A 21,065-nucleotide genomic window follows, 5' to 3' on the forward strand; every position below is an offset into this window, starting at 1 on the left:
CTAGAATGAATCTTTCCCTTTTCATTATTTGTTTAAATCCATTGCAACTTGTTTGCCATTTACGAAAACCTCTGCTACTGCTACCATAACTTCCATCACTTTTTTCATTTCTCATCTCTCCTTGTTTTTTGTTTCATTTCTTACTTTTAGTATAAGAAAATATAGCAATTGCAACTATCGAATTGAATGACAAGAGACTTACATTGTTGTAAGGATAATCGCTTTGTTTGTAATAAAAGTGATTTTGAATATGAGTTCAGAAATTTCTGCCGTTTTGAACTATAATTAGAAAGAGAGTGGTTTAGAAAGAAGGGGATAATATGAAAAGAATTCTTGTTATTAGTGATATTCATGGAGAAATAGAAAAGTTCGAACAGTTATTGGAAGAAGCTCAATACGATGCAAAACAGGATCAACTAATTTTACTAGGAGATTATGTAGATCGTGGTCCAAATGCGCGTGCTGTAATTGAAAGGGTAAAAGAATTGAAAGAAGAGGGGGCCTTCGTTTTAAAGGGCAATCATGAAGATATGATGATTAAGGCATTAACGACTGATGAGGAACGTTCATGGAACCATTGGGTAAAAAGGAATGGTGGAGATAAGACTTTATACAGCTATGGATTTGTAGAAGAAGATATTGCGGTTAATGAGAAAGACTTCCAAAAACCGATTTTACAATCGCATGTTTTAGAAGAACATGTAAAGTTTATTCAAAAATTAGATCATTACATTGAAACAGAAGAGTATATATTTGTACATGCTGGTGTTGAGCCATTGAAACAAGTTTCTGAATGTGAACCATATACGTTAATGTGGATCCGTAATGAGTTTCATAATGGATATAGCGGCGAAAAGGTTGTTGTATTTGGTCATACGGAAACAAAAACGCTTCATGGTAGTGAGGATTGCGGCGTGTATTTTGGTAATAATCGTATTATAGGGATTGATGGCGGTGCCGTATATGGTGGCCAGCTAAATTGTTTAGAATTGCCAAGTAAAAAGGTGTACGTAATAAAAAGTTGAAAGAGATAAGGAGAATCTTATTTCTTTCAACTTTTTATTAAGCAAAATTTAAGGAAGAGTTTTTATAATAAGTCTTTCAAATTTTATATCAAAAAAACGTTAAAATGTAATTATAAATAGAATCGAACGATATGGTGGAAGGTGAGAATATGCGCTTACTTGTAGTAGAAGATAATGCTTCGTTATTAGAGTCTATCGTACAAATTTTGCGTGATGAATTTGAAGTGGATACAGCTTTAAATGGAGAAGATGGGTTATTTTTAGCACTGCAAAACATTTATGATGCGATTTTGCTTGATGTGATGATGCCAGAGATGGATGGATTTGAAGTGATTCAAAAAATACGTAATGAAAAGATTGAAACGCCAGTCCTGTTTTTAACAGCGAGAGATTCGTTAGAAGACCGAGTGAAAGGGTTGGACTTTGGTGGAGATGACTATATTGTTAAGCCGTTTCAGGCTCCAGAATTAAAAGCAAGAATTCGTGCATTGTTACGACGAAGTGGTAGTTTAACAACAAAGCAGACCATTCGCTATAAAGGGATTGAACTGTTCGGAAAAGATAAAGATGTTCAAGTAGATGGACAAAGTATGAAGCTAACGTTAAAACAATATGAGCTACTAGAGTATCTCATTCAAAATAGCGGAAAGATTTTAATGCGTGAACAAATTTTTGATCGCGTCTGGGGATTTGATTCAGATACGACAGCAGCAATTGTAGAAGTATATGTACATCATTTACGTAAAAAATTAGAGCCATTCGGTTATCAGAAAGATATTCAAACCGTTCGAGGTATTGGATACATATTAAAAGAACAATGAAAAAGGGAAGTATGTTTCAGAAGACGCGCATTCGATTGACTATAATAAATTCGTTAGTATTTATCATTTTGATAGGCGTATTAGGCAGTATTATTTATTCGTACACGTATAAGCGTATTTATAATGAAGTAGATCAATCTATAAAAATGATAGCTCAGTATAGAGGAAAATTAGATGTTAAAGTACCACCAAGAAAACGTATGGAGAATATTCAAATTGGAGATCCCCGGGTAACTGAAATAACCTGGAAGGGGGAAACAGTGGAAATAGTGGGTGATAACCGTAAATTCCGTGCTATTTTTGAAGAGAATTTGGAAAGGTTTTCGCCCAAAAAGTTAGAGACTTTGCAAGATATTGAAGTACAAGGACGATATTTTAGAACATTCTCCTTTCAAAAAAATGGAGAGATAGTTCAAATCGTACGAGATATAACAGCGGAAGAAGGCATGTTAAATACCTTATTTTTAATTCTCGTTATAGGCTGTAGCATAGGAAGTGTATGTGCAATCGGTATCGGCTTTTTCCTAGCTGGTAGGGCACTCGTACCCATTCAAAATTCATGGGAAAAACAGCAGCAATTCGTTTCTGATGCATCACATGAACTAAGGACACCGCTTGCAGTTATTCAATCAAAAACGGATGTTTTATTCCAGTCACCATCCGCTACGATAGAAGAAAAAGCGATGGATATTTCTACAATTTCAAAAGAATGTAGGCGGTTATCAAAACTTGTTAGTAATTTATTATTGCTAGCACGTTCTGATTCTAATCAAATTGAGATGGATAAGAAAACATTTGAACTTGATAAATTGTTAGAAGAAATAGTAGCTCCATATAAAGAGATTGCTTCTTATCAAGAAAAAGAAATGATACTAAAAGTAGAACGTGGCGTATCTTTTATGGGGGATAGAGAGCGGATTCATCAAATGATAGTCATACTGTTAGATAATGCGATGAAGTATACGAACGGAGGCGGACAGATTCAAATCGATTGCACGCAAACGAGTAGTTCAATTCGTATACAGGTGAAAGATGACGGGATAGGAGTGAAAGAAGAAGATATTCCGAAATTATTTGATCGTTTTTATCAAGGAGATAAAGCAAGAAGTACGTCAGAAGGAGCTGGATTAGGTCTTTCCATCGCAAATTGGATTGTAGAAAAACATTACGGAAAAATATTAGTAGAGAGCAAATGGGGAGAGGGTACTTGTTTTGAGGTGATTTTCCCTAAAAATCAAAGAATATAAGTGAGAAGACGATCTTGTTTTTACAAGGTCGTCTTTTTTTAAGGGAAAGTTAAGAAACTATTTGTAACATGTATTATATACAGAAAGTTCGCCCTATAAAGAAGTGATTATAAAAAGGTATTTGAACAGATTATATCGATCATAATGTTATTTCGATTATGTATAGGGAATGATGGGAAAGAAAGTGTAAGAGGGAGGAATTAATTTTGAAAAAGAAAATGATGATGGTATTCACTATTGGAGTAATGAGTTTAAGTATATTAGGGGGTGCCTCTCCTTCTGAAACATCAAAAGGAAAGACAGATTATAAGCAGCGCAGCAAAGAACAATTAAACAATGGAAAGATACATGCTGTGCATACAGAAGAAAAGGCGGAGAATTTAGGGATTGAAACGGCAGGGAAAGAACAAATTACGCTAGAAAAAGAAATCCATGAGACGGAAGTAGGAAGGGAAGCAGAACAGTTAGGAATTTCGATTGAAGGAAAAGACGTTGGAACTCTTTCAGAAGAAATCTATGAAACGAAAATAAAGCAAGAAGCGTTAAAGCTAGGCATATCTATAGAGAATACAACGATTGTAAATTTAATTAATCAAATTAATACGATTAAAATTAACGATGAAGGGGATAAATTAGGCATTTCGACAAATGGAAAAGAAATAGAGGACATTGAGGAAGAAATCTATGGAGCGAAAGTAAGAGAGGAAGCAGAGAAGTTAGGGATTTCCCAAAAAGGAAAAGAGATAGAAACGTTAGCACAAGAAGTGTATGAGCAAAAAGTACAGGAAGAAGCCAAAAAATATCATATTGATTTGTATGGTAAAGATATATATCAAGTATTAAAAGAAATTAATGAACAAAAAGTATTACAAATGGCAGATGAGCTTAATATGGATAAAACGAATATGAACGTTCAAGAATTAGCCGAAAAAATAAAAAAAGATCAGCCTGAAAAAGGAAAAGAACTAAATTTTGTACCGGTGATTCGCACGGATGCTGACGCGTTTTATTCGTATTTAACGAACTAAAAAGGGCGTGAGGGTGATACGGAGATGGAAGTGGCATATATGTATGGCTTTACTAGCTATAGCAGTATGGAATGTATATACAAATGGAATTACAAAGTATGTGGAGAAGTTAACATTCTTCAATATACAAAGCGGAATTAGTAATAATGATGAAAAGGTTATCTTATCAAATGTACCCTTAATTCAGCAATTACCAGAGCTGGATAGAGGATGCGAAGTAACGAGCTTAGCGATGATGTTACAATACGCAGGCATGACAGTGGATAAGATGAAATTAGCAAATGAAATAAAGAAAGTTGATTTTATGAACGATGGTGTACGTGGGAATCCGAATGAAGGATTTGTAGGAAATATTTATACCTTTTCTGAATCAGGATATGGTGTATATCATGGACCACTTTTTCAATTAGCGAAAAAGTATTTACCTAACAAAGCTGTAGACTTAACAGGGAAGAGTATAGAAGAACTTTATAAGAGTGTAAAATTAGGACAACCGGTAGTCATGATTACAAATGCAACATTTGCGCCACTAGATGAAGCTGAATTTACTACATGGGAAACAAATAGTGGAGATGTTTCTATTACGTATAATGAACATTGTGTTGTACTGATTGGATACGATAAGGAATTTGTATATATTCGAGATCCTCTCCGTGAAAGTTTAGATGTGAAAGTACCGAGAGAAAACTTTGAAAAGGCATGGATGCAAATGGGAAGTCAGGCGATTAGTTACGTGAAAGGCTCGAAATGAATTAGTAAGTAAAGAGATGTAAGGAATTGTAAGAGGTGTTTTTTATTACGAAATAAGAGAACTTCAGCTTATTATATAAGCTGAAGTTCTCTTATTTTTTATGATTACATCTTTAGAAGTAGTGAATATGTAAAAATGCATAATTGACAAAAAATTACATGTTATCATTATATATTGTTTTATATATGTTACTTGTATAAAATTACACAAGTATTCACATTACATAAAGGAGGCTTATTATGCAAAAAATATTTAACTGGGTTAAATGTATGAGTATCAAGAAAAAATTAATCATTTCATTTTTTCTAATTTTAACTATACCAGGAGTTATTATCGGTGGTGTTTCATATCAAACTGCCAAAACAAATTTTGAACAACAAATCACAGGTAAAGCAAAGGAAAACATTTCAATTTTAAATACTGTTATTTCTCAAAATATAGAAGAGAAATTTGTTGATGCAGCATACTTTGCAGACATTTTAACAGAGGATACATATCCAAACGGACAAGAAGAAATAGTAAGAACGAAATTAGCGCAATATATAAAACTTCATCCAGAAGTAGAAGGTATTTATATTGGAACGCAGACAGGAAAGTTTATAAGAGAACCATTTATCCAAATGTCTGATGGGTATAATCCAATAGAGAGAGATTGGTATAAAGAAGCACATGAAAATAAAGGGAAAGTAATTGTTACTGCACCATATCAATCAGCATCTACCAAAAATATGGTAGTGACAATTGCTAAAGAAGTAAAAGATGGTAAAGGTGTTATAGGAATTAACTTAAATTTAGATAACATTTTAAAAATCTCCAAAATGATTAACATAGGGGAAAAAGGTTATGCAGTTATTTTAGATCAAAATAAGCAAATTGTTAGTCATCCATCTAGAAAACCAGGTGCAAAAGTTACTGATCCTTGGATTAAACCAATTTATGAAGAAAAACAAGGGAATGTTTCTTATACAGAACAAGATGATAAAAAGAATTTAATCTTTGCAACAAATGAGAAAACGGGCTGGAAAGTAGTTGGAGTCATGTTTGATGAAGAAATTACCCAAGCTGCAAATCCAGTTTTTTATAAGACTTTTATTGTCATTGCTATCGCTATTGTATTTGGTAGTGTATTAATTTATTTCATTACAAAGTCTATTACAAGACCATTAAGAAAAATAGCTGAATCGGCACATAAAATTAGTAAGGGAGATTTAACAGAGAAAATTACAATCCATTCCAAGGATGACATAGGGAAATTAGGGAATTCCTTTAATGAAATGTCTGCCTCTTTACAAGATGTGATTACTCAAATTAGTTTTTCAGCAGAACATGTCGCTGCATCGGCTGAAGAGTTAACAGCGAGCGTACAACAAGCAAATGATGCGACAGATCAAATTACAATTGCAATGGAACAAGTATCAGGTGGGGCTGAATCACAAAGTCAAGGTGTTGAAGAAGGTGCGGCTACATTACAACAAGTAAATACAGCAATTCAAGATGTAGCTGGAAGCGCAGAATCAATTTCTATCTCCTCATTACATGCGAGAGAAAGAGCTGAAGAAGGGGAAGAATTGGTTGAACAAACAGCAAAACAAATGCAGTCTATTTCTAGATCGGTATCCGAGTCAGATGCTATTATTAAACTTCTTGATGAGAAATCAAAGCAGGTAGGGGCTATTTCTGAAGCAATTCAAAACATCGCTACTCAAACGAACTTATTAGCTTTAAATGCGGCTATTGAAGCAGCAAGAGCAGGTGAACAGGGCAGAGGGTTTGCTATTGTAGCAGATGAAGTTAGAAAATTAGCGGAGCAATCAGGAGAATCATCTGGAGAGATTGCAAGTTTAATTGCAGAAATTAAGGCTGATATTGAACATACTGTTAAGGCGATGGATAATGTGAATGGGGAAGTTCAACAAGGCCTTGATGTTGTAACAAAAACGAAAGTAAGTTTTACGGAAATTTTAAGTTCTACTACACACATTGTTTCTCAAGTTAATCAAATGGTAGAAACAACGAAGAGAATTTCTGGAGATGCAAATGAAGTGACAAATGCTATTGATGAAATTGCAGCGGCTGCAGAAGAAAATACAGCTAGTATGCAAAGTGTTGCTGCTTCAACAGAAGAACAAGTGAATTCAATGGAAGAAATTAGTTCAGCTTCGCAAAATTTAGCTGAGATGGCCGAAGAACTACAAGCAATGACTAGTAAATTTAAAGTATAATAACAGCAGATAAGTAAGGTGAAAATAATATCACCTTACTTATTTTTCTATTCAGCAATTAGGGGAGTCATTAACGGGATGAAAAAAAGAAAAAGACTATGGAATTTATGGAAAACGATTACATTGTTAGTTTGTACAGTTGTAATCTTTTCTTTACTTGTGACAGATATATTAATTAGTCATAATGTAGAACAGACAACGGAGGATAGCCAAGCAGAGAAAGCAAAAACAATTGCACACATTGTGGCGAATGAGTCGATTGTAATCGATGGTTTAATTGGGAAAGCAGATACTTCTGCAATCCAAACGTATACAAATAGAATATTAAAAAACACAGGTGTTCAATTTATTGTAGTTATGGACATGAATGGAATAAGAAAGTCACATCCAAATCCTCAAAAAATAGGTCATCATTTTATTGGAGGAGATGAAGGGCCTGCATTGAAAGGAAAGGAACATGTATCGCTGGCAGAAGGAACTTTAGGTATTTCAATGCGAGTGTTTGTACCTGTATTTTCTGAAACAGGTGAACAACTTGGAGCGGTGGCCGTTGGTATTTCAGCAGATAATGTAAAAGAGAGAGTCAAGGAAAGTAGACATATCATTTATATTGGAGTGGGAGTTGGAGTACTAGTCGGAATTATAGGAGCAATATTGCTAGCTAGACATATAAAGAAAAGTTTATTCGGTCTTGAACCTCACAGGATAGCGAAAATTCTTGAAGAAAGAAATACGATGCTACAATCTGTCAAAGAAGGTATTATTGCTGTAGATAAAGGGGCCAATGTAACTTTAATAAATAATGAGGCAAAACGATTGTTTAAGAAAAGTGGATTGGAAGAAGATTTTATCGGTAAAGATGTTGAGTTATATATGCCTAATTCACGTATAAAAGAAGTATTAAAAACGGGACAGGTACAATTAAACGAAGAACAAAATATTTATGGAATTACGATTGTGACGAATCGTGTTCCTTTATATGTAAAAGGAGAAATAGTTGGCGCGATTGCAACATTTCGTGATAAGACAGAGATTAGAAAATTAGCAGAAGAATTAACTGGTATTAGGTTATATGCGGAAGCATTACGGGCACAATCGCATGAATTTATGAATAAAATGCATGTCGTATTAGGGCTTACACACATGAAGCAGTATCAAGAATTACAAAAGTATATAAGCGGTATGGTATCAGAGCATCAATATGAAATTGGTGGGATTATGAAAAGAATAAAAAGTCCAGTATTTGCTGGTTTTTTACTCGGGAAACTTAGCTATGCTAGAGAGAAAAATATAAAATTAATTATAAGTGAAGATTCTTATATGCCAGAAATAGAGGATGAAAGTATTACTCATGAACTGATTACGATTGTCGGAAATTTAATTGATAATGCATTAGAGGCAGTGACGAATTGTGAAAAGAAGCAAGTTGAAGTTGAGATACAATATGGGGATACACTAATTATTACAGTACAAGATACGGGAAAAGGTATACAAGAAGAAGAAATAGGGGCATTATTTACAAAAGGTTATTCCACAAAGGGGGATAACCGTGGTTATGGTTTGTATCTTGTAACAGAAAGTATACAGCGAATAAATGGGGAAATTCATGTGTATTCATTAGTAGGAAAGGGAACAACGATAACAATTGAAATACCTAAAGGTAGGGATGAGAGGCAAATATGATTAGAGTTTTAATTGTAGAAGATGACCCGATGGTAGCAATGTTAAATACGCATTATTTAGAGCAAGTAGGAGGGTTTGAACTTGTTCAAGCAGTTAACTCCGTAAAATCGGCGATAGAAGTATTAGAGGAATCACGAGTAGATTTAGTCTTACTTGATATTTTTATGCCTGAAGAGACTGGATTTGAGCTTTTAATGTATATTCGGAACCAAGAAAAAGAAATCGATATTATGATGATTTCAGCTGTACATGATATGGGAAGTATTAAAAAAGCATTACAATATGGCGTAGTAGATTATTTAATTAAACCATTTACATTTGAACGATTTAAAAAGGCGTTAACTATATATCGAGAAAAACTTACTTTCATGAAAGAACAACAAAAAATTAGTCAATCGGAATTAGATTCGTTAATTTTGCAAAAAGAAAAAAGAGAACCTACTGTCACGAAAGAGCTTCCGAAAGGATTAACGAAGCAAACGTTGCAATTAATTTGGCAGAAAATCGAGTCGCTGAATGGACGAGTGTTTACAACAGATGAAATGGCACAATTAGTTGGGATTTCAAGAGTTTCTATTCGAAAATATGTAATGTTTTTGACTGACATTGGAGTGTTAGAAAATGAAATGATGTATCAACATGTGGGAAGACCTGTAAGTAAATTAAGATGTGTTGATCAAAAGAAAATAGAGTTTTATGTATAAGCGACTTATTATAAGTCGCTTATACTTTTTTTAATTACAAAATCAATTACAAAACTTACAAAAACTATTTTTACTATTGAAAGCGTTTTAATATTGTTATTAAGAAAACAAGGGGGTGCCATATGGGAATTCAAAAGAATGTGGAAGCGGTATCATTTTCTGAAGGAAATGAAGTACAAAGAGAATCTTTCGCTTCTAAAATTATGAATGTAAAAATCGGTGTTATACCTTTACCGTTATATGTAGTATTGGCTGCTATTATTTATGGGGCATCTGTATATAATAAATTACCAGCAGATATGATTGGTGGATTTGCAGTTATTATGATCATGGGTATTTTCTTAGGAGACATTGGGATGAGAATTCCAATTTTAAAAAATATCGGTGGTCCAGCAATACTTTCGTTATTTATTCCATCATTACTTGTATTTTTTAACTGGATGAATCCAGCTTCAATGGAAGCTGCGACTATGTTAATGAAAAAATCGAACTTTTTATATTTATATATTTCTTGTTTAGTAGTCGGAAGTATTTTAGGAATGAACCGTAAAGTGTTAGTACAAGGTTTCGTTCGCATGTTTATTCCTTTAGTAGTAGGGACGTTAGCTTCTATAGCAGTAGGATTATTCGTCGGTTCACTATTTGGATTTGAAATGAAGCACACATTCTTCTTTATCATCGTACCAATTGTGAGTGGTGGTATCGGGGAAGGGATTTTACCATTGTCGCTAGCTTATAGTGATATTTTAAATGAATCATCAGCAACATTTGTATCACAGCTTATTCCAGCGGCTATTATTGGAAATATGTTCGCTATCGTGAGTGCAGGGTATATGAAGCGTTTAGGTGAGAAGAAACCGGAGCTTAGTGGTAACGGTGTATTAGTAAAAACAGACAATCAAGCCGAGTTATTAAAAGAACAAAATACAGAGAAGCCAATTGACTTCTCATTAATGGGAGCAGGTTTATTAATTGCGTGTACATTCTTCATCTTCGGAGGATTTGCTTCTAAGTTCATCGGTATTCCTGGGGCAATCATTATGATCTTCTCGGCAGCACTTGTGAAATACTTTAAATTAATGCCAGCAAAAATGGAGCAAGGAGCATTCCATCTATATAAATTCATTTCGAAGAATTTAACTTGGCCGTTAATGGTTGGACTAGGATTACTATATATTCCGCTAAAAGACGTAGCAGCAGTTCTTTCAGTAGGATATGTTGTCGTGTGCGCATCAGTTGTTCTTACAATGGTAACGTCAGGTTTTCTTGTAGGGAAAGTGATGAAAATGTATCCGGTTGAATCAGCAATTGTAACTGGATGTCATAGCGGTTTAGGTGGAACTGGAGATGTTGCAATTTTATCAGCTTCAAATCGTATGGAATTAATGCCGTTTGCGCAAATTTCAACACGTTTAGGCGGGGCAGCAATGGTTGTAACAGCGACAATTTTATTAAAAATGTTTTCATGATCAAACAAGCTAGCTATATTCATATAGCTAGCTTGTCAAATTAAGGGGAGATTATAAGTATGTTAGAAAATCAAATTAATGAAAGATCATTGTTATTGCATAAAGAATTAGTAGGAAAAATTGAAATTACAAGTAAAGTAGAAGTAAATTCAGCGGATGATCTAAGTCTGACATATACACCAGGTGTAGCGGAGTCTTGCAAAGCAATTGCAGCAGATGAAGACACAGTGTATGACTATACAGCACGCGGTAATATGGTGGCAGTTGTCTCAGATGGAACAGCGGTACTTGGTTTAGGGAACATTGGACCGAAAGCAGCTATGCCTGTTATGGAAGGGAAGAGTATTTTATTTAAGAAATTTGCGAATGTAGATGCTTTCCCGTTATGTTTAGGTACGACTGATGTGGATGAAATCGTTACCCTTGTGAAAAATTTAGAGCCTACGTTTGCAGGAATTAACTTAGAAGACATTGCGGCACCACGTTGTTTTGAAATTGAAAAGCGATTAAAAGCAGAAACAAATATTCCTGTATTCCATGATGATCAACATGGAACGGCTATCGTCGTTTTAGCAGCTGTTATTAATGCATTAAAAGTTGTTAGCAAACAAATGGATCATGTGAAAATTGTTATTAACGGTGCGGGTTCGGCAGGAATTGCAATTGGAAAATTATTATTAAAGGCTGGTGCAAAGCACATTACGTTAGTTAGCTTAGAAGGTATTGTTTGTGAAGGTGAAGCATGGATGAACGAAGCGCAAATTGAAGTTTCAAAAAAGACAAATCGAGAACATGTGCGTGGAACGTTAAAAGAAGCAATTCATCAGGCTGATATCTTTATTGGTGTATCGGCCCCTAACGTATTAACGAAAGAACTTGTACAGACGATGAATGAGAAAGCAATTGTGTTTGCAATGGCGAATCCAATTCCAGAAATCTTCCCTGAGGATGCATTAGAGGCTGGAGCAGCTGTAGTAGGAACTGGGCGCTCGGATTATGCGAACCAAGTAAATAATGTATTGGCGTTCCCAGGAATATTCCGCGGTGCGCTAGATGTGCGCGCGACTGATATTACAGAAGAGATGAAATTAGCGGCAGCATATGGGATCGCTAACATCATTACGGACGAAGAACGTAATGCGAATTATGTAATCCCGAATCCATTAGATAAAAGAGTTGTTCCAAGTGTTGCAGAAGCAGTAGCGAAAGCAGCCATTGATTCAGGTGTGGCGCAAATTACGAAAATACCAAGTTATTAATAGTTAAAAGCAGTGCCTAAAAAGGCACTGCTTTTTTGAGATAAGAAATCAAAAAAATGAAGAAATGTAGAATTATTTATGTTTCTTCATTATTTATTTAATTCCATTGCAACTTGTTTACCATTTACTAAAACCTCAGTTACTGCTACAATCACTTCTATCATTTTTCTCATCTCTCCTCGTGTCATTTCTTACTTTAAGTATAAGAGAAGGGAGATACTTCAACTATCGAAGTATATGACGTAGAAATTACATTGTTGTAAGAAAGGGTTTTAGTTTTGTCACTTTATTCAGCATTGATTACAAACTGATCATAATATTTTTCATTCACATATATATTTAATAACCATAGTCCAGATGAAGGTAGCGATACAGTGAGTGGGAGTTCGTTTGTGGTAGGATCAATTGTATTTGAAGTAGTCCAAGATTGTTTGGAAGTTTCTTTTTGAAAGAGTACCGGTGTCGGAGTGACAGACCCTTGTTTTAGCGCAATAATAGATAATTTACCAGTTGGCATTTCAGGATTTAGAAAGTACCACATTATTTCATTTTGTTCATTTGCGATAATAGGGCTATCGGCCATTGCGATTTTTCCTTCAATGCCTTTTAAAGGTATTTTTCCATCTACGAAGGATGGAGCTTCTTCCCAATTCACATCTTTTAAAACGCTAAGATGAAAAAATGAAGGTGCGTTAACTTGAGTGGATGATGTTGCAATGGCTTCTTTTTTAGGTACTTCTGAATCAGGCTGTGCTTGTGCGCATCCAGTGATGAGAAAGGAGAAAAGTAGCATAGTTCCGATTTTTTTCATGGTGCCACACTCCTAATTTTTATTGTTAGTGTAATTGTATTTGCTAGAAAGCAGGACAATTCCTTTAAAACGTTAAAAGAGGTCGTAAGTTTTGTACGACCTCTTTTGACATTTTTTATATTTGCTCAGTTGAAAAGGTTGGTTCTCTCTCTTTTTGAGGCATCGTTAAGAAAATAACCGAAAGAACGATACATATGCCACCTAATAATTGATAGGCTCCAAAGGATTCATTCAGCCAAACGATTGAAACGAGGGCAGCTACAAGTGGTTCAATGCTAGATAAAATGCTTGTTTCTGTAGCTGCTAAATATTTCAGACTACCAATATAAAGAAGGAAAGAAAGAGTGCCACTTATAATGATTAGGATAAGCATAGAAAAAGTTTTTGATGTAAAGGTTTGTGAAAGCTGATTCCATCCAAACGAGCGGTTGCAAATAAGCAGGGCGATGCCACCGATTAACATCCCCCAGCCAATTACTATAGTTGTTCCACATTCTTTAATAAGAGAAGCTGGATGAAGGGTATAAAATGCAAATCCAATTGCCGTTAATAGACCAAAAATAATGGCTTCTTTCGATAAAACAATATTTGCAATTGAACCGTTTGTAATAATAAAGTATGTCCCTGTTAGGGCGGCTATAATTGCGAATAGTTGCATAGAAGCAGGGAATTTTCTTTGCTCAAATGCAGCATAAATAGTAATAAGGACAGGACCAAGAAATTGAAATAATGTTGCTGTGACCGCATTACTAATATGAACCGTTTCGATAAAGGCATATTGCGCACCGAGCATGCCGAGAATAGAGAAAATAATAAGTTGTATAGAATGTCTAGGGTGTTTCCAAATTTGAAATATGTTTTGTTTCTTTATCAGTAAAAAAGATAAAATAAATAATCCCGCAAGCAACAAGCGAATTGTTAAAAAATCAATTGATGATACGTTAGTATGTTGAAATAGCCACTGAATCATTGGACCAGATAATCCCCATAAGGTAGCTCCTGTAATAATCATAATGAGTCCAATACGTCTACTGTTGTTCATGATCATGCATCTCCTCTCGAGTATTTGATTTTTTATGTGTGACATGATAAAAGGAATTATATATAACTTCTGGTACTGCAAAAAGTATCAGATTTTAGTTTTATTAAGGGGTCAGATATTATGTTAGAATTAACGCCTAATTTAAATGTGAATAGTAAAAAGGCATTGTACGTGCAATTGTATGAGTATATAAAAAAAGAGATTAAAGATGGAACGATTTCGGCTTTTACAAAATTACCTGCAAAGAGAAAGCTGGCGGGCTATTTACAAGTAAGTAAGAATACAGTAGAAGCGGCTTACGAGCAATTACTTGCAGAAGGTTATATTGAGTCGATATCGAGAAAAGGTTATTTTGTATGTGAAATTGAACAAATGATTGATGTAGAAGGAAGCGAAGCGGAAGTAGAAGAAATACCGTTTCGGGGGGAGAACTATAAATTTGATTTTACCCAAACAGGAGTTGATACAAATACTTTTCCTTTCACTATGTACCGCAAGCTTATAAATGATGTATGGCAGCCACATAATAATGAGTTGCTTTTTCTTGGACATCCTCAAGGGGAATTGAGCTTAAGGGAGGAAATTGCGAACTATTTGTATGAATCTAGAGGTGTACGTTGTTCAGCTAGTCAAATTGTATTAGGGGCGGGAACACAAATATTAGTGAGATTACTTTTTCAATTGTTGAAGGGAAGTAAATATGCTGTTGAAAATCCAGGTTATCATAGGAAAATGGTTGTTTTTGAACAAGGAGAAAAGAAGGTTCAAATGTTGTCTTTAGATAGGGACGGAATTTGTATGGCGGATTTAGAAAATAGCGATGCAAATGTTGTATTTGTAACGCCTTCTCATCAATTCCCATTTGGAATGATTATGCCTATTACAAGAAGGACGCAGCTTTTACAATGGGCGAAGAAAGAAGAAGGCAGGTATATTATTGAAGATGATTACGATAGTGAATTTCGTTATTCAGGAAAGCCAATTCCGGCACTACAAGGATTAGATACAGATGGGAAAGTTATTTATATGGGGACGCTATCAAAAGCTTTGTTACCCTCATTACGGATGAGCTATATAGTATTACCGAAGAATTTAATTAAAAAGTATCAAAAGGAATATTTGTTTTATACACAAAGTGTTTCAAGAATGGATCAAGAAGTGATAAGAAGGTTTTTAAATGAAGGGTATTGGGAAAAACATATTCATAAAATGCGTGTTGTCTACCGGAAAAAGAGGGATCGACTTGTTTTTGAAATAAAGAAGTATTTCTCTAATCGTGTTGAAGTGATAGGGGAAGATTCAGGATTACATATTTTATTAAAAGTGCATAATGGAATGCGAGAAGAAGAACTAATTAAGGAAGCTGCAAAATATAGTATTAAAATATATCCTGTTTCTACGTACTACAAAGACGATACTGCACCTGAAAATGTAGTTTTACTTGGGTTTGCGATTTTATCAGAAGAAGAAATTACGAAAGCGATTCAACTATTAAATATAGCGTGGTTTAGAAAAAAGTAAAAAAACATCCTCATACATGAGAGGATGTTTTTTGTTATTTATTTTCATCTAAGAATAAGACCATATGCTCTTCGTCCCAATATTGTCCGTTATATTTTAATGAACGTTCTTGCACACCGAATGTTTTAAATCCTAATGATTCATAAAGTTTTTTTGCTCCATCGTTGCCAACAACAACATCAAGCATAACTTGTTCTACTTCTAAAGATTTAGCAAGTTCAAGACATTCTTTAATAAGTGCTTTTCCTGCTCCAAGTCCGCGTGCTTTTGGAGACACATATACAGAACCGATTTTAGCTTTATGTTCTTGTTTTACATATGGTTTCGTTTCCAGCGTTGCAACCCCGATTAATTGCCCATCTTTAAATGCACCTAGCGTATAGTTTTCATCTTGTGCTAATTTTTGTGCTTTATATTCAATCGCACACTCTTTATTAATAATATCTTCATAAGAAGAGCTGAAAGCTTCAGGGTTTTGCTTTAATCCTTCTACACGAAGTTCTAAGTAAATTTCCGCTTCATCTTTTGTTAATACATGGATATCCAATTATATCACCCTCCAAATCTTTGACAAATGTATCTTTATTTTATATTGAAATAAGAATAATTTCAAAAGCTTAGCTTATATGAGCTGATTTTATGAACAAAATAACACCAGTAGTGTTTACTACTACTGGTGTTTTCACACTCATATTATTCAAAAGGTAGTTCAATTATAAAATTTGTTCCTATTCCTAATTGGCTTGTTAATAGAATGGAACCGTTATGCAATTCTACAATTTCTTTTGCAACAGCTAGCCCGATACCTTTTCCCCCAGTAGCTCTCGTTCTGGATTTATCAACACGATAAAAACGATCAAAAATATGCGGGATATCTTCTTCAGGAATACCTTCTCCTTCATCTTGTACACTTATTGTAAAAGAATTTGTTTCTGTGAGTACGCGTATCGTAATAGTTGTGTTTTCTGGCGAATGTTGATAAGCATTGTGTAATAAATTTAACATAACTTGTTCCATACGTCTTTCGTCTATGCAAACTTCTAAATCATCTTTGCAATATACATGGAGTTGCATCTGTTTATTTGTTAATGTTGTTTTTGTTTTTTCAACCATTCGTTCTAAAAATGGTTGAAGGATCACTTTTTGTTTTTTTATAACAAACTGGTGTTGTTCTAATTGTACAAGCATAAATAAATCTTGGACGAGATCGGTTACACTATCTGTTTCATCTTCAATGATTTGTAAGTATTCTTCTCGCTCTTCTTTCGTTAAAGAGTCTCTCTTTGCTACCTTCGCATAACCTTTCATATAGGTCAATGGAGTTAATAGTTCATGGGCAACACTAGCGAGAAATTCGCTTCGCTCTTTTTTCATATAGGTAAGTTCACTCGATAAATCTTCAATCGTTTTTGCTAAGCTTCCAAGTTCATCATTCCGTTTAATACCTAATTGAATTGGCGTATTTAATTTTGACATTTTTTCTGTTGCCCTCTTCATTTTTATAAGAGGTTCTGTAATAACACGAGAAAAAACAAAAACAGAAATAGTCGTTAAAATAACTGTCAAAACACTAATGATAAGAAATTGGTTCATGAGTTTAAGTAACATATTTTCTAAGAAAGATGTTTTTAATAACATATATAACTTTCCTTGAAACTCTGCTGTGTTAAGTGGGCTTACGGTTGTGATGAATTTGGATTTTTTCCAGTTCTTTTCGACAACCAATCCGTTTGTTGGAATAGGTTCTGTTTTACAAGTAAGCTGTTTTTGCATTACCTTTGTTACAGGTTCTGAAGTGGAAATAATTTTGCCATTATTGTCAGTTATAATGATAGCTATATCAGAGTTAGCAATTGCTTCTGATTCGACTAAGTGTTCAGCTTCAGTGTTGATATCAAACTCGGGGTATACAGCACGTTTAGGCCGTTTACTGTGTTCAGCGCTTTCTGTGAGTCTCTTTTCTTTAGAATATGCATTCCACTTGGCGCGGTTTTTAATCATGTTACTATAGCGATTACCTTTTTCTAAAAGAGCAAGTGTTTCCTCCTCAATGCGCATGTTTGAAATGCTTTTGTAAAAAGATACGAAAGCAATTGTTTCAATACATAAAGCCAGTATTAAAAAGTATGTCCCAATTTTAAGTGAAAGTTTACTCATTTTCTCACCATACCTTATTTCATATAAAGGGTCAGTGGTATACTATTGTCCACTGACCGAAGTAATTATTCACTTTTCCATTTATATCCGACTTTATAGACAGTTTCTAAGTAATTTTCAACTGGAAATCCTTTTTTGCGTAATTTATCGCGGATATTGCGAATATGTGAATCGATTGTTCTATATTCAATGTCTGTTTCATAACCCCAAATTTTTTCGATTAAATCATCTCGGCTATAAGCACGGTTTGTATTTTGTAAAAATAGTCCAAGTAACGAAAATTCGATAGGAGTCAGTGAGATTTTTTCATCATACACTGTGACAGCATGTTTTGTTTTATCCCACTCAATACCATTGAAGCTAACAAATCCATCTTTCTTTGTACGGCGTAATATAGCCTCAATTCGTGCAACTAATACATGCTCATCAAATGGTTTTGTAATATAGTCATCTGCGCCGATAGTAAGGCCTTTCACCATATCGTAATTTTGATTACGAGCTGTTAGCATAATGATTGGAACGTTGGAAATTTGACGGATTTGATAGCAAGTATCCCATCCATCCATATTCGGCATCATTACATCTAACAAAATAATATCGAAGTCTTTTTGTTCTATTAACTTTAGTGCTTCAAGGCCAGAGGTAGCTTTCATACAAAAATAGCCACGAGGACTTAAGAACAGATCTAATAATCGTAACATACGTTCTTCATCGTCTACTAATAAAATTTTTACCATAATCTTGTGCACCCCAAACTGTTCATTCTACTTGTATAGTTTACATGAAAATGATAAAAAACTCTTTTTATGTGATTGAGTGGAAGAGTGATTTCTCGCTCAGAGTAATTGACATAAAAAATGCACTAGTTTTGCACAACTATTTTTTATAATAGAAAACGTAGCGACACAAAATACCCTATGTTGCGACATAACGTCATGTCATTTTATTTATAAAATGACAATTCCATTCTATTGTGTATGTGAGATAGAGAGGGTTTTCGTATTCACCTCGCATCGGATAAGAAAAATTTCCTATCTCACACTTTTTTTAAAAGGAGATCATACACATGAATCCAAAAGAAGAAATTTCAAAAAAAGAAAAGCAAGATCGTAATACGGTTGTCATGTGCATTGCCGTATCTATGGTTATTATTATAAGTTGTGTAAATAAAATTTTGGGGATTTTATAATATAAAAAAGCTCATTGCTTCTTACGAAGCAATGAGCTTTTTTCATTATTAGGGGAATAATTCTATATAATAAACCAAGGTAAAATTGCTAACCCAGAAGTTACAATCGCTGTAGTAAATATTAAAAGCATAGCTCGTTTGTTTTGTTTCATGTCACATTCTCCTCTACATATCAATTGAATGCTATACGTTCATTTCATGATCAGTTAAGGATGGATTTCCTCACTAAGTAAAGTTTCACTTTATATTTTTAGTATAATGAATGGAAAGGTTTGGTACGATCGATAAAGGTGACATGAAGATTACATTGTTGTAATGAAAAAAGCACCTTTTTTAATAAAAAGGTACTTTTGGAAAACTTATATTGAAGTATTAATCATTTAAGAACAGAACCATATGTTCCTCGTCCCAATATTGACCGTTATGTTTTAATGAACGCTCTTGTACGCCGTAAGTTTGGAAACCTAATGATTCATATAATTTTTTTGCAGCATCGTTACCAACTACAACATCGAGCATAAGTTGTTCTACATGTAATTTATCGGCATTTTCAATAATTGCTTTAATGAGAGCTCGTCCTGCTCCAAGGCCACGCGCTCTTGGGGAAACAAAAACGGAACCGATTTTTGCTTTATGTTCTTGTTTAATAAATGGTTTTGTTTCTAAAGTAGCGATACCAATTAAATCGTTATCTTTGAAGACCCCTAGAGTATACTTATCCGGATTGCTTAATCGTTTTGCCATAGCAGCTACAGGATCTTCATGTTTAAGAACATCTTCATAAGAAGAGCTAAAAGCTTCCGGGTTCTTCGTTAAACCTTCCATACAAACTTTTAAATATATTTCTGCGTCCTCTGTTGTTAATAAGCGAATTTCCATCGTTGTAACCTCCCTGGTGGATTTCAAATAAATCCATGACTTTTATAAGATTGTGTATGCGTTTTGTTAGCAGTCCCTTTTAATTTGTAAAAGAATGAAAAGATATATGCTACAATGTTTTGTTTTTAATTGTGTAATGAAATTATATATTAACTTTATTAACTATTCAAGTGTTTAATATATTACATTTTTATAACTAAAATAACTCCTCAATTGAGGAGTTATTTTAGTTATTCGATTGATAACCATCAATTCGATGTGGGTGTGTGTAAATATTACAAGATTCATTTCTAATAAAACCTACGACTGTAATGCCTAAATCGTGAGCGAGTTGCAATGCTAGTTTTGTTGGAGCGGATTTAGATAGAACAATTTCACATCCAATTTTCGAAACTTTGAGTAAAATTTCGGATGAAATACGCCCGCTAAATGCGATGATTTTTCCTTTAACAGATATATCGTTGCGTAAACAATGGCCATATATTTTATCTAATGCATTATGTCTTCCGATATCCATTCTTGATAGGAGGATATTGTTTCGATCACATAGCGCGGTATTGTGAACACCACCAGTTTGGCGAAAGGTAGTGGAAGATTGTTGTAAAGTATTCATTAAGTAAAAGCATTCTTCAGGAGTAATTTTGACATGTATATCATGTAAATCTTTTGCTTTTGCTGCATCGTTAACGAAAATAAAACCTTGTCTACCTTTTCCACAGCAGGAAGTGATGTATCGTTTATTATATAAATTTTGATAGAGCGGATTTACTTTTGATGATGTTACATGGACAATTCCGTTATCTTTTTGAACCCGTAGTTCTTCAACATCTTTATAGGAAGAAATAATCCCCTCAGAAATTAAAAAACCAATTACCATATCTTCAATATAATTTGGTGTACATACGACTGTTACATATTCTTCACCATTCAATTTAATAGTAATAGGAGATTCTGTAACAATCTCATCAAGTTGTTTTGAAAATGTACCAGATTGATAACGTACAATTGTATAAGTCTCTTGCGTAGGCCCCATATTAAATTCCCCTTTTATATGTATTTCTCTCCCACACTTATCATAAAACATTGAAAAAATAAAAACATCTGTTAGAAGGAAGGTATCAGATTATTTTGGTTATTATTGTATATATACGATATAATAGAAATGTAGAATAGTGAAATTTTCAAGCTTTCGTAGTGATGCCTTATAAACATCTAGAATCGACTTCAAAAGAAAAGTATTTGGGCAGGGCGTTTCAA

Annotated in this window: 19 protein-coding genes; 12 read left to right on the forward strand and 7 right to left on the reverse strand. The window is 34.1% G+C overall.

Going from position 1 to position 21,065, the window contains the following annotated elements; genetic code table 11:
* The first annotated feature begins 320 nt into the window (after nucleotides 1–320).
* The 10 genes from ATN06_RS02995 to ATN06_RS03040 all read left to right on the forward strand — a co-directional run bounded on the left by ATN06_RS02995 (nucleotide 321) and on the right by ATN06_RS03040 (nucleotide 12,209).
* Nucleotides 321–1,025, forward strand: coding sequence for a metallophosphoesterase family protein (locus tag ATN06_RS02995; RefSeq protein WP_060629474.1), 705 nt, complete (start codon nucleotides 321–323; stop codon nucleotides 1,023–1,025).
* Nucleotides 1,026–1,174: 149 nt separating this feature from the next.
* Nucleotides 1,175–1,846: a response regulator transcription factor gene (locus tag ATN06_RS03000; protein ID WP_060629475.1), complete on the forward strand. Its 672-nt coding sequence runs from the start codon at nucleotides 1,175–1,177 to the stop codon at nucleotides 1,844–1,846.
* A gap of 11 nt (nucleotides 1,847–1,857) precedes the next feature.
* A complete protein-coding gene (locus ATN06_RS03005) occupies nucleotides 1,858–3,093 on the forward strand; it encodes a sensor histidine kinase (protein WP_060629476.1) in 1,236 nt (411 codons plus the stop codon).
* Nucleotides 3,094–3,299: 206 nt separating this feature from the next.
* Nucleotides 3,300–4,121: a hypothetical protein gene (locus ATN06_RS03010; protein ID WP_060629477.1), complete on the forward strand. Its 822-nt coding sequence runs from the start codon at nucleotides 3,300–3,302 to the stop codon at nucleotides 4,119–4,121.
* Nucleotides 4,122–4,134: 13 nt separating this feature from the next.
* Entirely contained in the window at nucleotides 4,135–4,872 is a 738-nt protein-coding gene (locus tag ATN06_RS03015) for a C39 family peptidase (RefSeq protein WP_060629478.1), read from the forward strand.
* 380 nt (nucleotides 4,873–5,252) lie between these two features.
* Nucleotides 5,253–7,094 (forward strand): methyl-accepting chemotaxis protein, encoded by a 1,842-nt coding sequence (locus ATN06_RS03020; protein WP_420480578.1) that lies wholly within the window; start codon nucleotides 5,253–5,255, stop codon nucleotides 7,092–7,094.
* A 78-nt stretch (nucleotides 7,095–7,172) separates the two neighbouring features.
* Nucleotides 7,173–8,777, forward strand: a complete 1,605-nt coding sequence (locus tag ATN06_RS03025; RefSeq protein ID WP_060629480.1) for a sensor histidine kinase — start codon at nucleotides 7,173–7,175, stop codon at nucleotides 8,775–8,777.
* Nucleotides 8,774–9,481, forward strand: a complete 708-nt coding sequence (locus ATN06_RS03030; RefSeq protein WP_060629481.1) for a response regulator — start codon at nucleotides 8,774–8,776, stop codon at nucleotides 9,479–9,481. Before ATN06_RS03025 ends, ATN06_RS03030 begins: the two co-directional genes overlap by 4 nt.
* Nucleotides 9,482–9,603: 122 nt before the next feature.
* Nucleotides 9,604–10,950 (forward strand): 2-hydroxycarboxylate transporter family protein, encoded by a 1,347-nt coding sequence (locus tag ATN06_RS03035; RefSeq protein ID WP_060629482.1) that lies wholly within the window; start codon nucleotides 9,604–9,606, stop codon nucleotides 10,948–10,950.
* Between the two features lie 59 nt (nucleotides 10,951–11,009).
* Nucleotides 11,010–12,209 carry an NAD(P)-dependent malic enzyme gene (locus ATN06_RS03040; protein ID WP_060629483.1) on the forward strand — a complete coding sequence of 400 codons (1,200 nt, stop codon included), beginning with the start codon at nucleotides 11,010–11,012 and terminating at the stop codon, nucleotides 12,207–12,209.
* Nucleotides 12,210–12,495: 286 nt separating this feature from the next.
* Here the strand turns inward: ATN06_RS03040 and ATN06_RS03045 are convergent, their stop codons facing one another.
* Together ATN06_RS03045 and ATN06_RS03050 are read right to left on the reverse strand one after the other, a co-directional pair.
* Nucleotides 12,496–13,020, reverse strand: coding sequence for a DUF4871 domain-containing protein (locus ATN06_RS03045; RefSeq protein WP_060629484.1), 525 nt, complete (start codon nucleotides 13,018–13,020; stop codon nucleotides 12,496–12,498).
* Nucleotides 13,021–13,135: 115 nt separating this feature from the next.
* Complete coding sequence (locus tag ATN06_RS03050; protein ID WP_060629485.1) at nucleotides 13,136–14,062, reverse strand: DMT family transporter; 927 nt, start codon at nucleotides 14,060–14,062, stop codon at nucleotides 13,136–13,138.
* A 120-nt stretch (nucleotides 14,063–14,182) separates the two neighbouring features.
* Here ATN06_RS03050 and ATN06_RS03055 point away from each other — a divergent pair, with 120 nt between their 5' ends.
* Entirely contained in the window at nucleotides 14,183–15,583 is a 1,401-nt protein-coding gene (locus tag ATN06_RS03055) for a MocR-like pyridoxine biosynthesis transcription factor PdxR (protein WP_060629486.1), read from the forward strand.
* Nucleotides 15,584–15,617: 34 nt separating this feature from the next.
* Here the strand turns inward: ATN06_RS03055 and ATN06_RS03060 are convergent, their stop codons facing one another.
* From ATN06_RS03060 to ATN06_RS03070, 3 genes are all read right to left on the reverse strand, one after another.
* Nucleotides 15,618–16,130 (reverse strand): GNAT family N-acetyltransferase, encoded by a 513-nt coding sequence (locus tag ATN06_RS03060; RefSeq protein WP_000351216.1) that lies wholly within the window; start codon nucleotides 16,128–16,130, stop codon nucleotides 15,618–15,620.
* Between the two features lie 146 nt (nucleotides 16,131–16,276).
* Nucleotides 16,277–17,740 carry a HAMP domain-containing sensor histidine kinase gene (locus tag ATN06_RS03065; protein WP_060629487.1) on the reverse strand — a complete coding sequence of 488 codons (1,464 nt, stop codon included), beginning with the start codon at nucleotides 17,738–17,740 and terminating at the stop codon, nucleotides 16,277–16,279.
* 65 nt (nucleotides 17,741–17,805) lie between these two features.
* Nucleotides 17,806–18,477, reverse strand: coding sequence for a response regulator transcription factor (locus tag ATN06_RS03070; RefSeq protein WP_060629488.1), 672 nt, complete (start codon nucleotides 18,475–18,477; stop codon nucleotides 17,806–17,808).
* Nucleotides 18,478–18,806: 329 nt separating this feature from the next.
* Here ATN06_RS03070 and ATN06_RS29560 point away from each other — a divergent pair, with 329 nt between their 5' ends.
* Nucleotides 18,807–18,929 carry a hypothetical protein gene (locus ATN06_RS29560; protein WP_001068388.1) on the forward strand — a complete coding sequence of 41 codons (123 nt, stop codon included), beginning with the start codon at nucleotides 18,807–18,809 and terminating at the stop codon, nucleotides 18,927–18,929.
* A 372-nt stretch (nucleotides 18,930–19,301) separates the two neighbouring features.
* Here the strand turns inward: ATN06_RS29560 and ATN06_RS03080 are convergent, their stop codons facing one another.
* Nucleotides 19,302–19,808, reverse strand: a complete 507-nt coding sequence (locus ATN06_RS03080; RefSeq protein ID WP_060629489.1) for a GNAT family N-acetyltransferase — start codon at nucleotides 19,806–19,808, stop codon at nucleotides 19,302–19,304.
* Between the two features lie 226 nt (nucleotides 19,809–20,034).
* The gene (gene fdhD, locus ATN06_RS03085; protein ID WP_060629490.1) at nucleotides 20,035–20,841 is read right to left on the reverse strand and encodes a formate dehydrogenase accessory sulfurtransferase FdhD; all 807 of its coding nucleotides are present in this window, start codon (nucleotides 20,839–20,841) and stop codon (nucleotides 20,035–20,037) included.
* Between the last annotated feature and the right edge of the window lie 224 nt (nucleotides 20,842–21,065).

It is taken from the genome of Bacillus thuringiensis, assembly GCF_001455345.1.
In the GTDB taxonomy this organism is placed as follows: domain Bacteria; phylum Bacillota; class Bacilli; order Bacillales; family Bacillaceae_G; genus Bacillus_A; species Bacillus_A thuringiensis_N.

What these genes read in the sequence shown, in the direction of transcription:
- ATN06_RS02995 (WP_060629474.1), top strand. Translation starts at nt 321, where the DNA reads ATGAAAAGAATTCTTGTTATTAGTGATATTCATGGAGAAATAGAAAAG.
- ATN06_RS03000 (WP_060629475.1), top strand. Translation starts at nt 1,175, where the DNA reads ATGCGCTTACTTGTAGTAGAAGATAATGCTTCGTTATTAGAGTCTATC.
- ATN06_RS03005 (WP_060629476.1), top strand. Translation starts at nt 1,858, where the DNA reads ATGTTTCAGAAGACGCGCATTCGATTGACTATAATAAATTCGTTAGTA.
- ATN06_RS03025 (WP_060629480.1), top strand. Translation starts at nt 7,173, where the DNA reads ATGAAAAAAAGAAAAAGACTATGGAATTTATGGAAAACGATTACATTG.
- ATN06_RS03030 (WP_060629481.1), top strand. Translation starts at nt 8,774, where the DNA reads ATGATTAGAGTTTTAATTGTAGAAGATGACCCGATGGTAGCAATGTTA.
- ATN06_RS03035 (WP_060629482.1), top strand. Translation starts at nt 9,604, where the DNA reads ATGGGAATTCAAAAGAATGTGGAAGCGGTATCATTTTCTGAAGGAAAT.
- ATN06_RS03040 (WP_060629483.1), top strand. Translation starts at nt 11,010, where the DNA reads ATGTTAGAAAATCAAATTAATGAAAGATCATTGTTATTGCATAAAGAA.
- ATN06_RS03045 (WP_060629484.1), bottom strand. Translation starts at nt 13,020, where the DNA reads ATGAAAAAAATCGGAACTATGCTACTTTTCTCCTTTCTCATCACTGGA.
- ATN06_RS03050 (WP_060629485.1), bottom strand. Translation starts at nt 14,062, where the DNA reads ATGAACAACAGTAGACGTATTGGACTCATTATGATTATTACAGGAGCT.
- ATN06_RS03055 (WP_060629486.1), top strand. Translation starts at nt 14,183, where the DNA reads ATGTTAGAATTAACGCCTAATTTAAATGTGAATAGTAAAAAGGCATTG.
- ATN06_RS03065 (WP_060629487.1), bottom strand. Translation starts at nt 17,740, where the DNA reads ATGAGTAAACTTTCACTTAAAATTGGGACATACTTTTTAATACTGGCT.
- ATN06_RS03070 (WP_060629488.1), bottom strand. Translation starts at nt 18,477, where the DNA reads ATGGTAAAAATTTTATTAGTAGACGATGAAGAACGTATGTTACGATTA.
- ATN06_RS29560 (WP_001068388.1), top strand. Translation starts at nt 18,807, where the DNA reads ATGAATCCAAAAGAAGAAATTTCAAAAAAAGAAAAGCAAGATCGTAAT.
- ATN06_RS03080 (WP_060629489.1), bottom strand. Translation starts at nt 19,808, where the DNA reads ATGGAAATTCGCTTATTAACAACAGAGGACGCAGAAATATATTTAAAA.
- fdhD (WP_060629490.1), bottom strand. Translation starts at nt 20,841, where the DNA reads ATGGGGCCTACGCAAGAGACTTATACAATTGTACGTTATCAATCTGGT.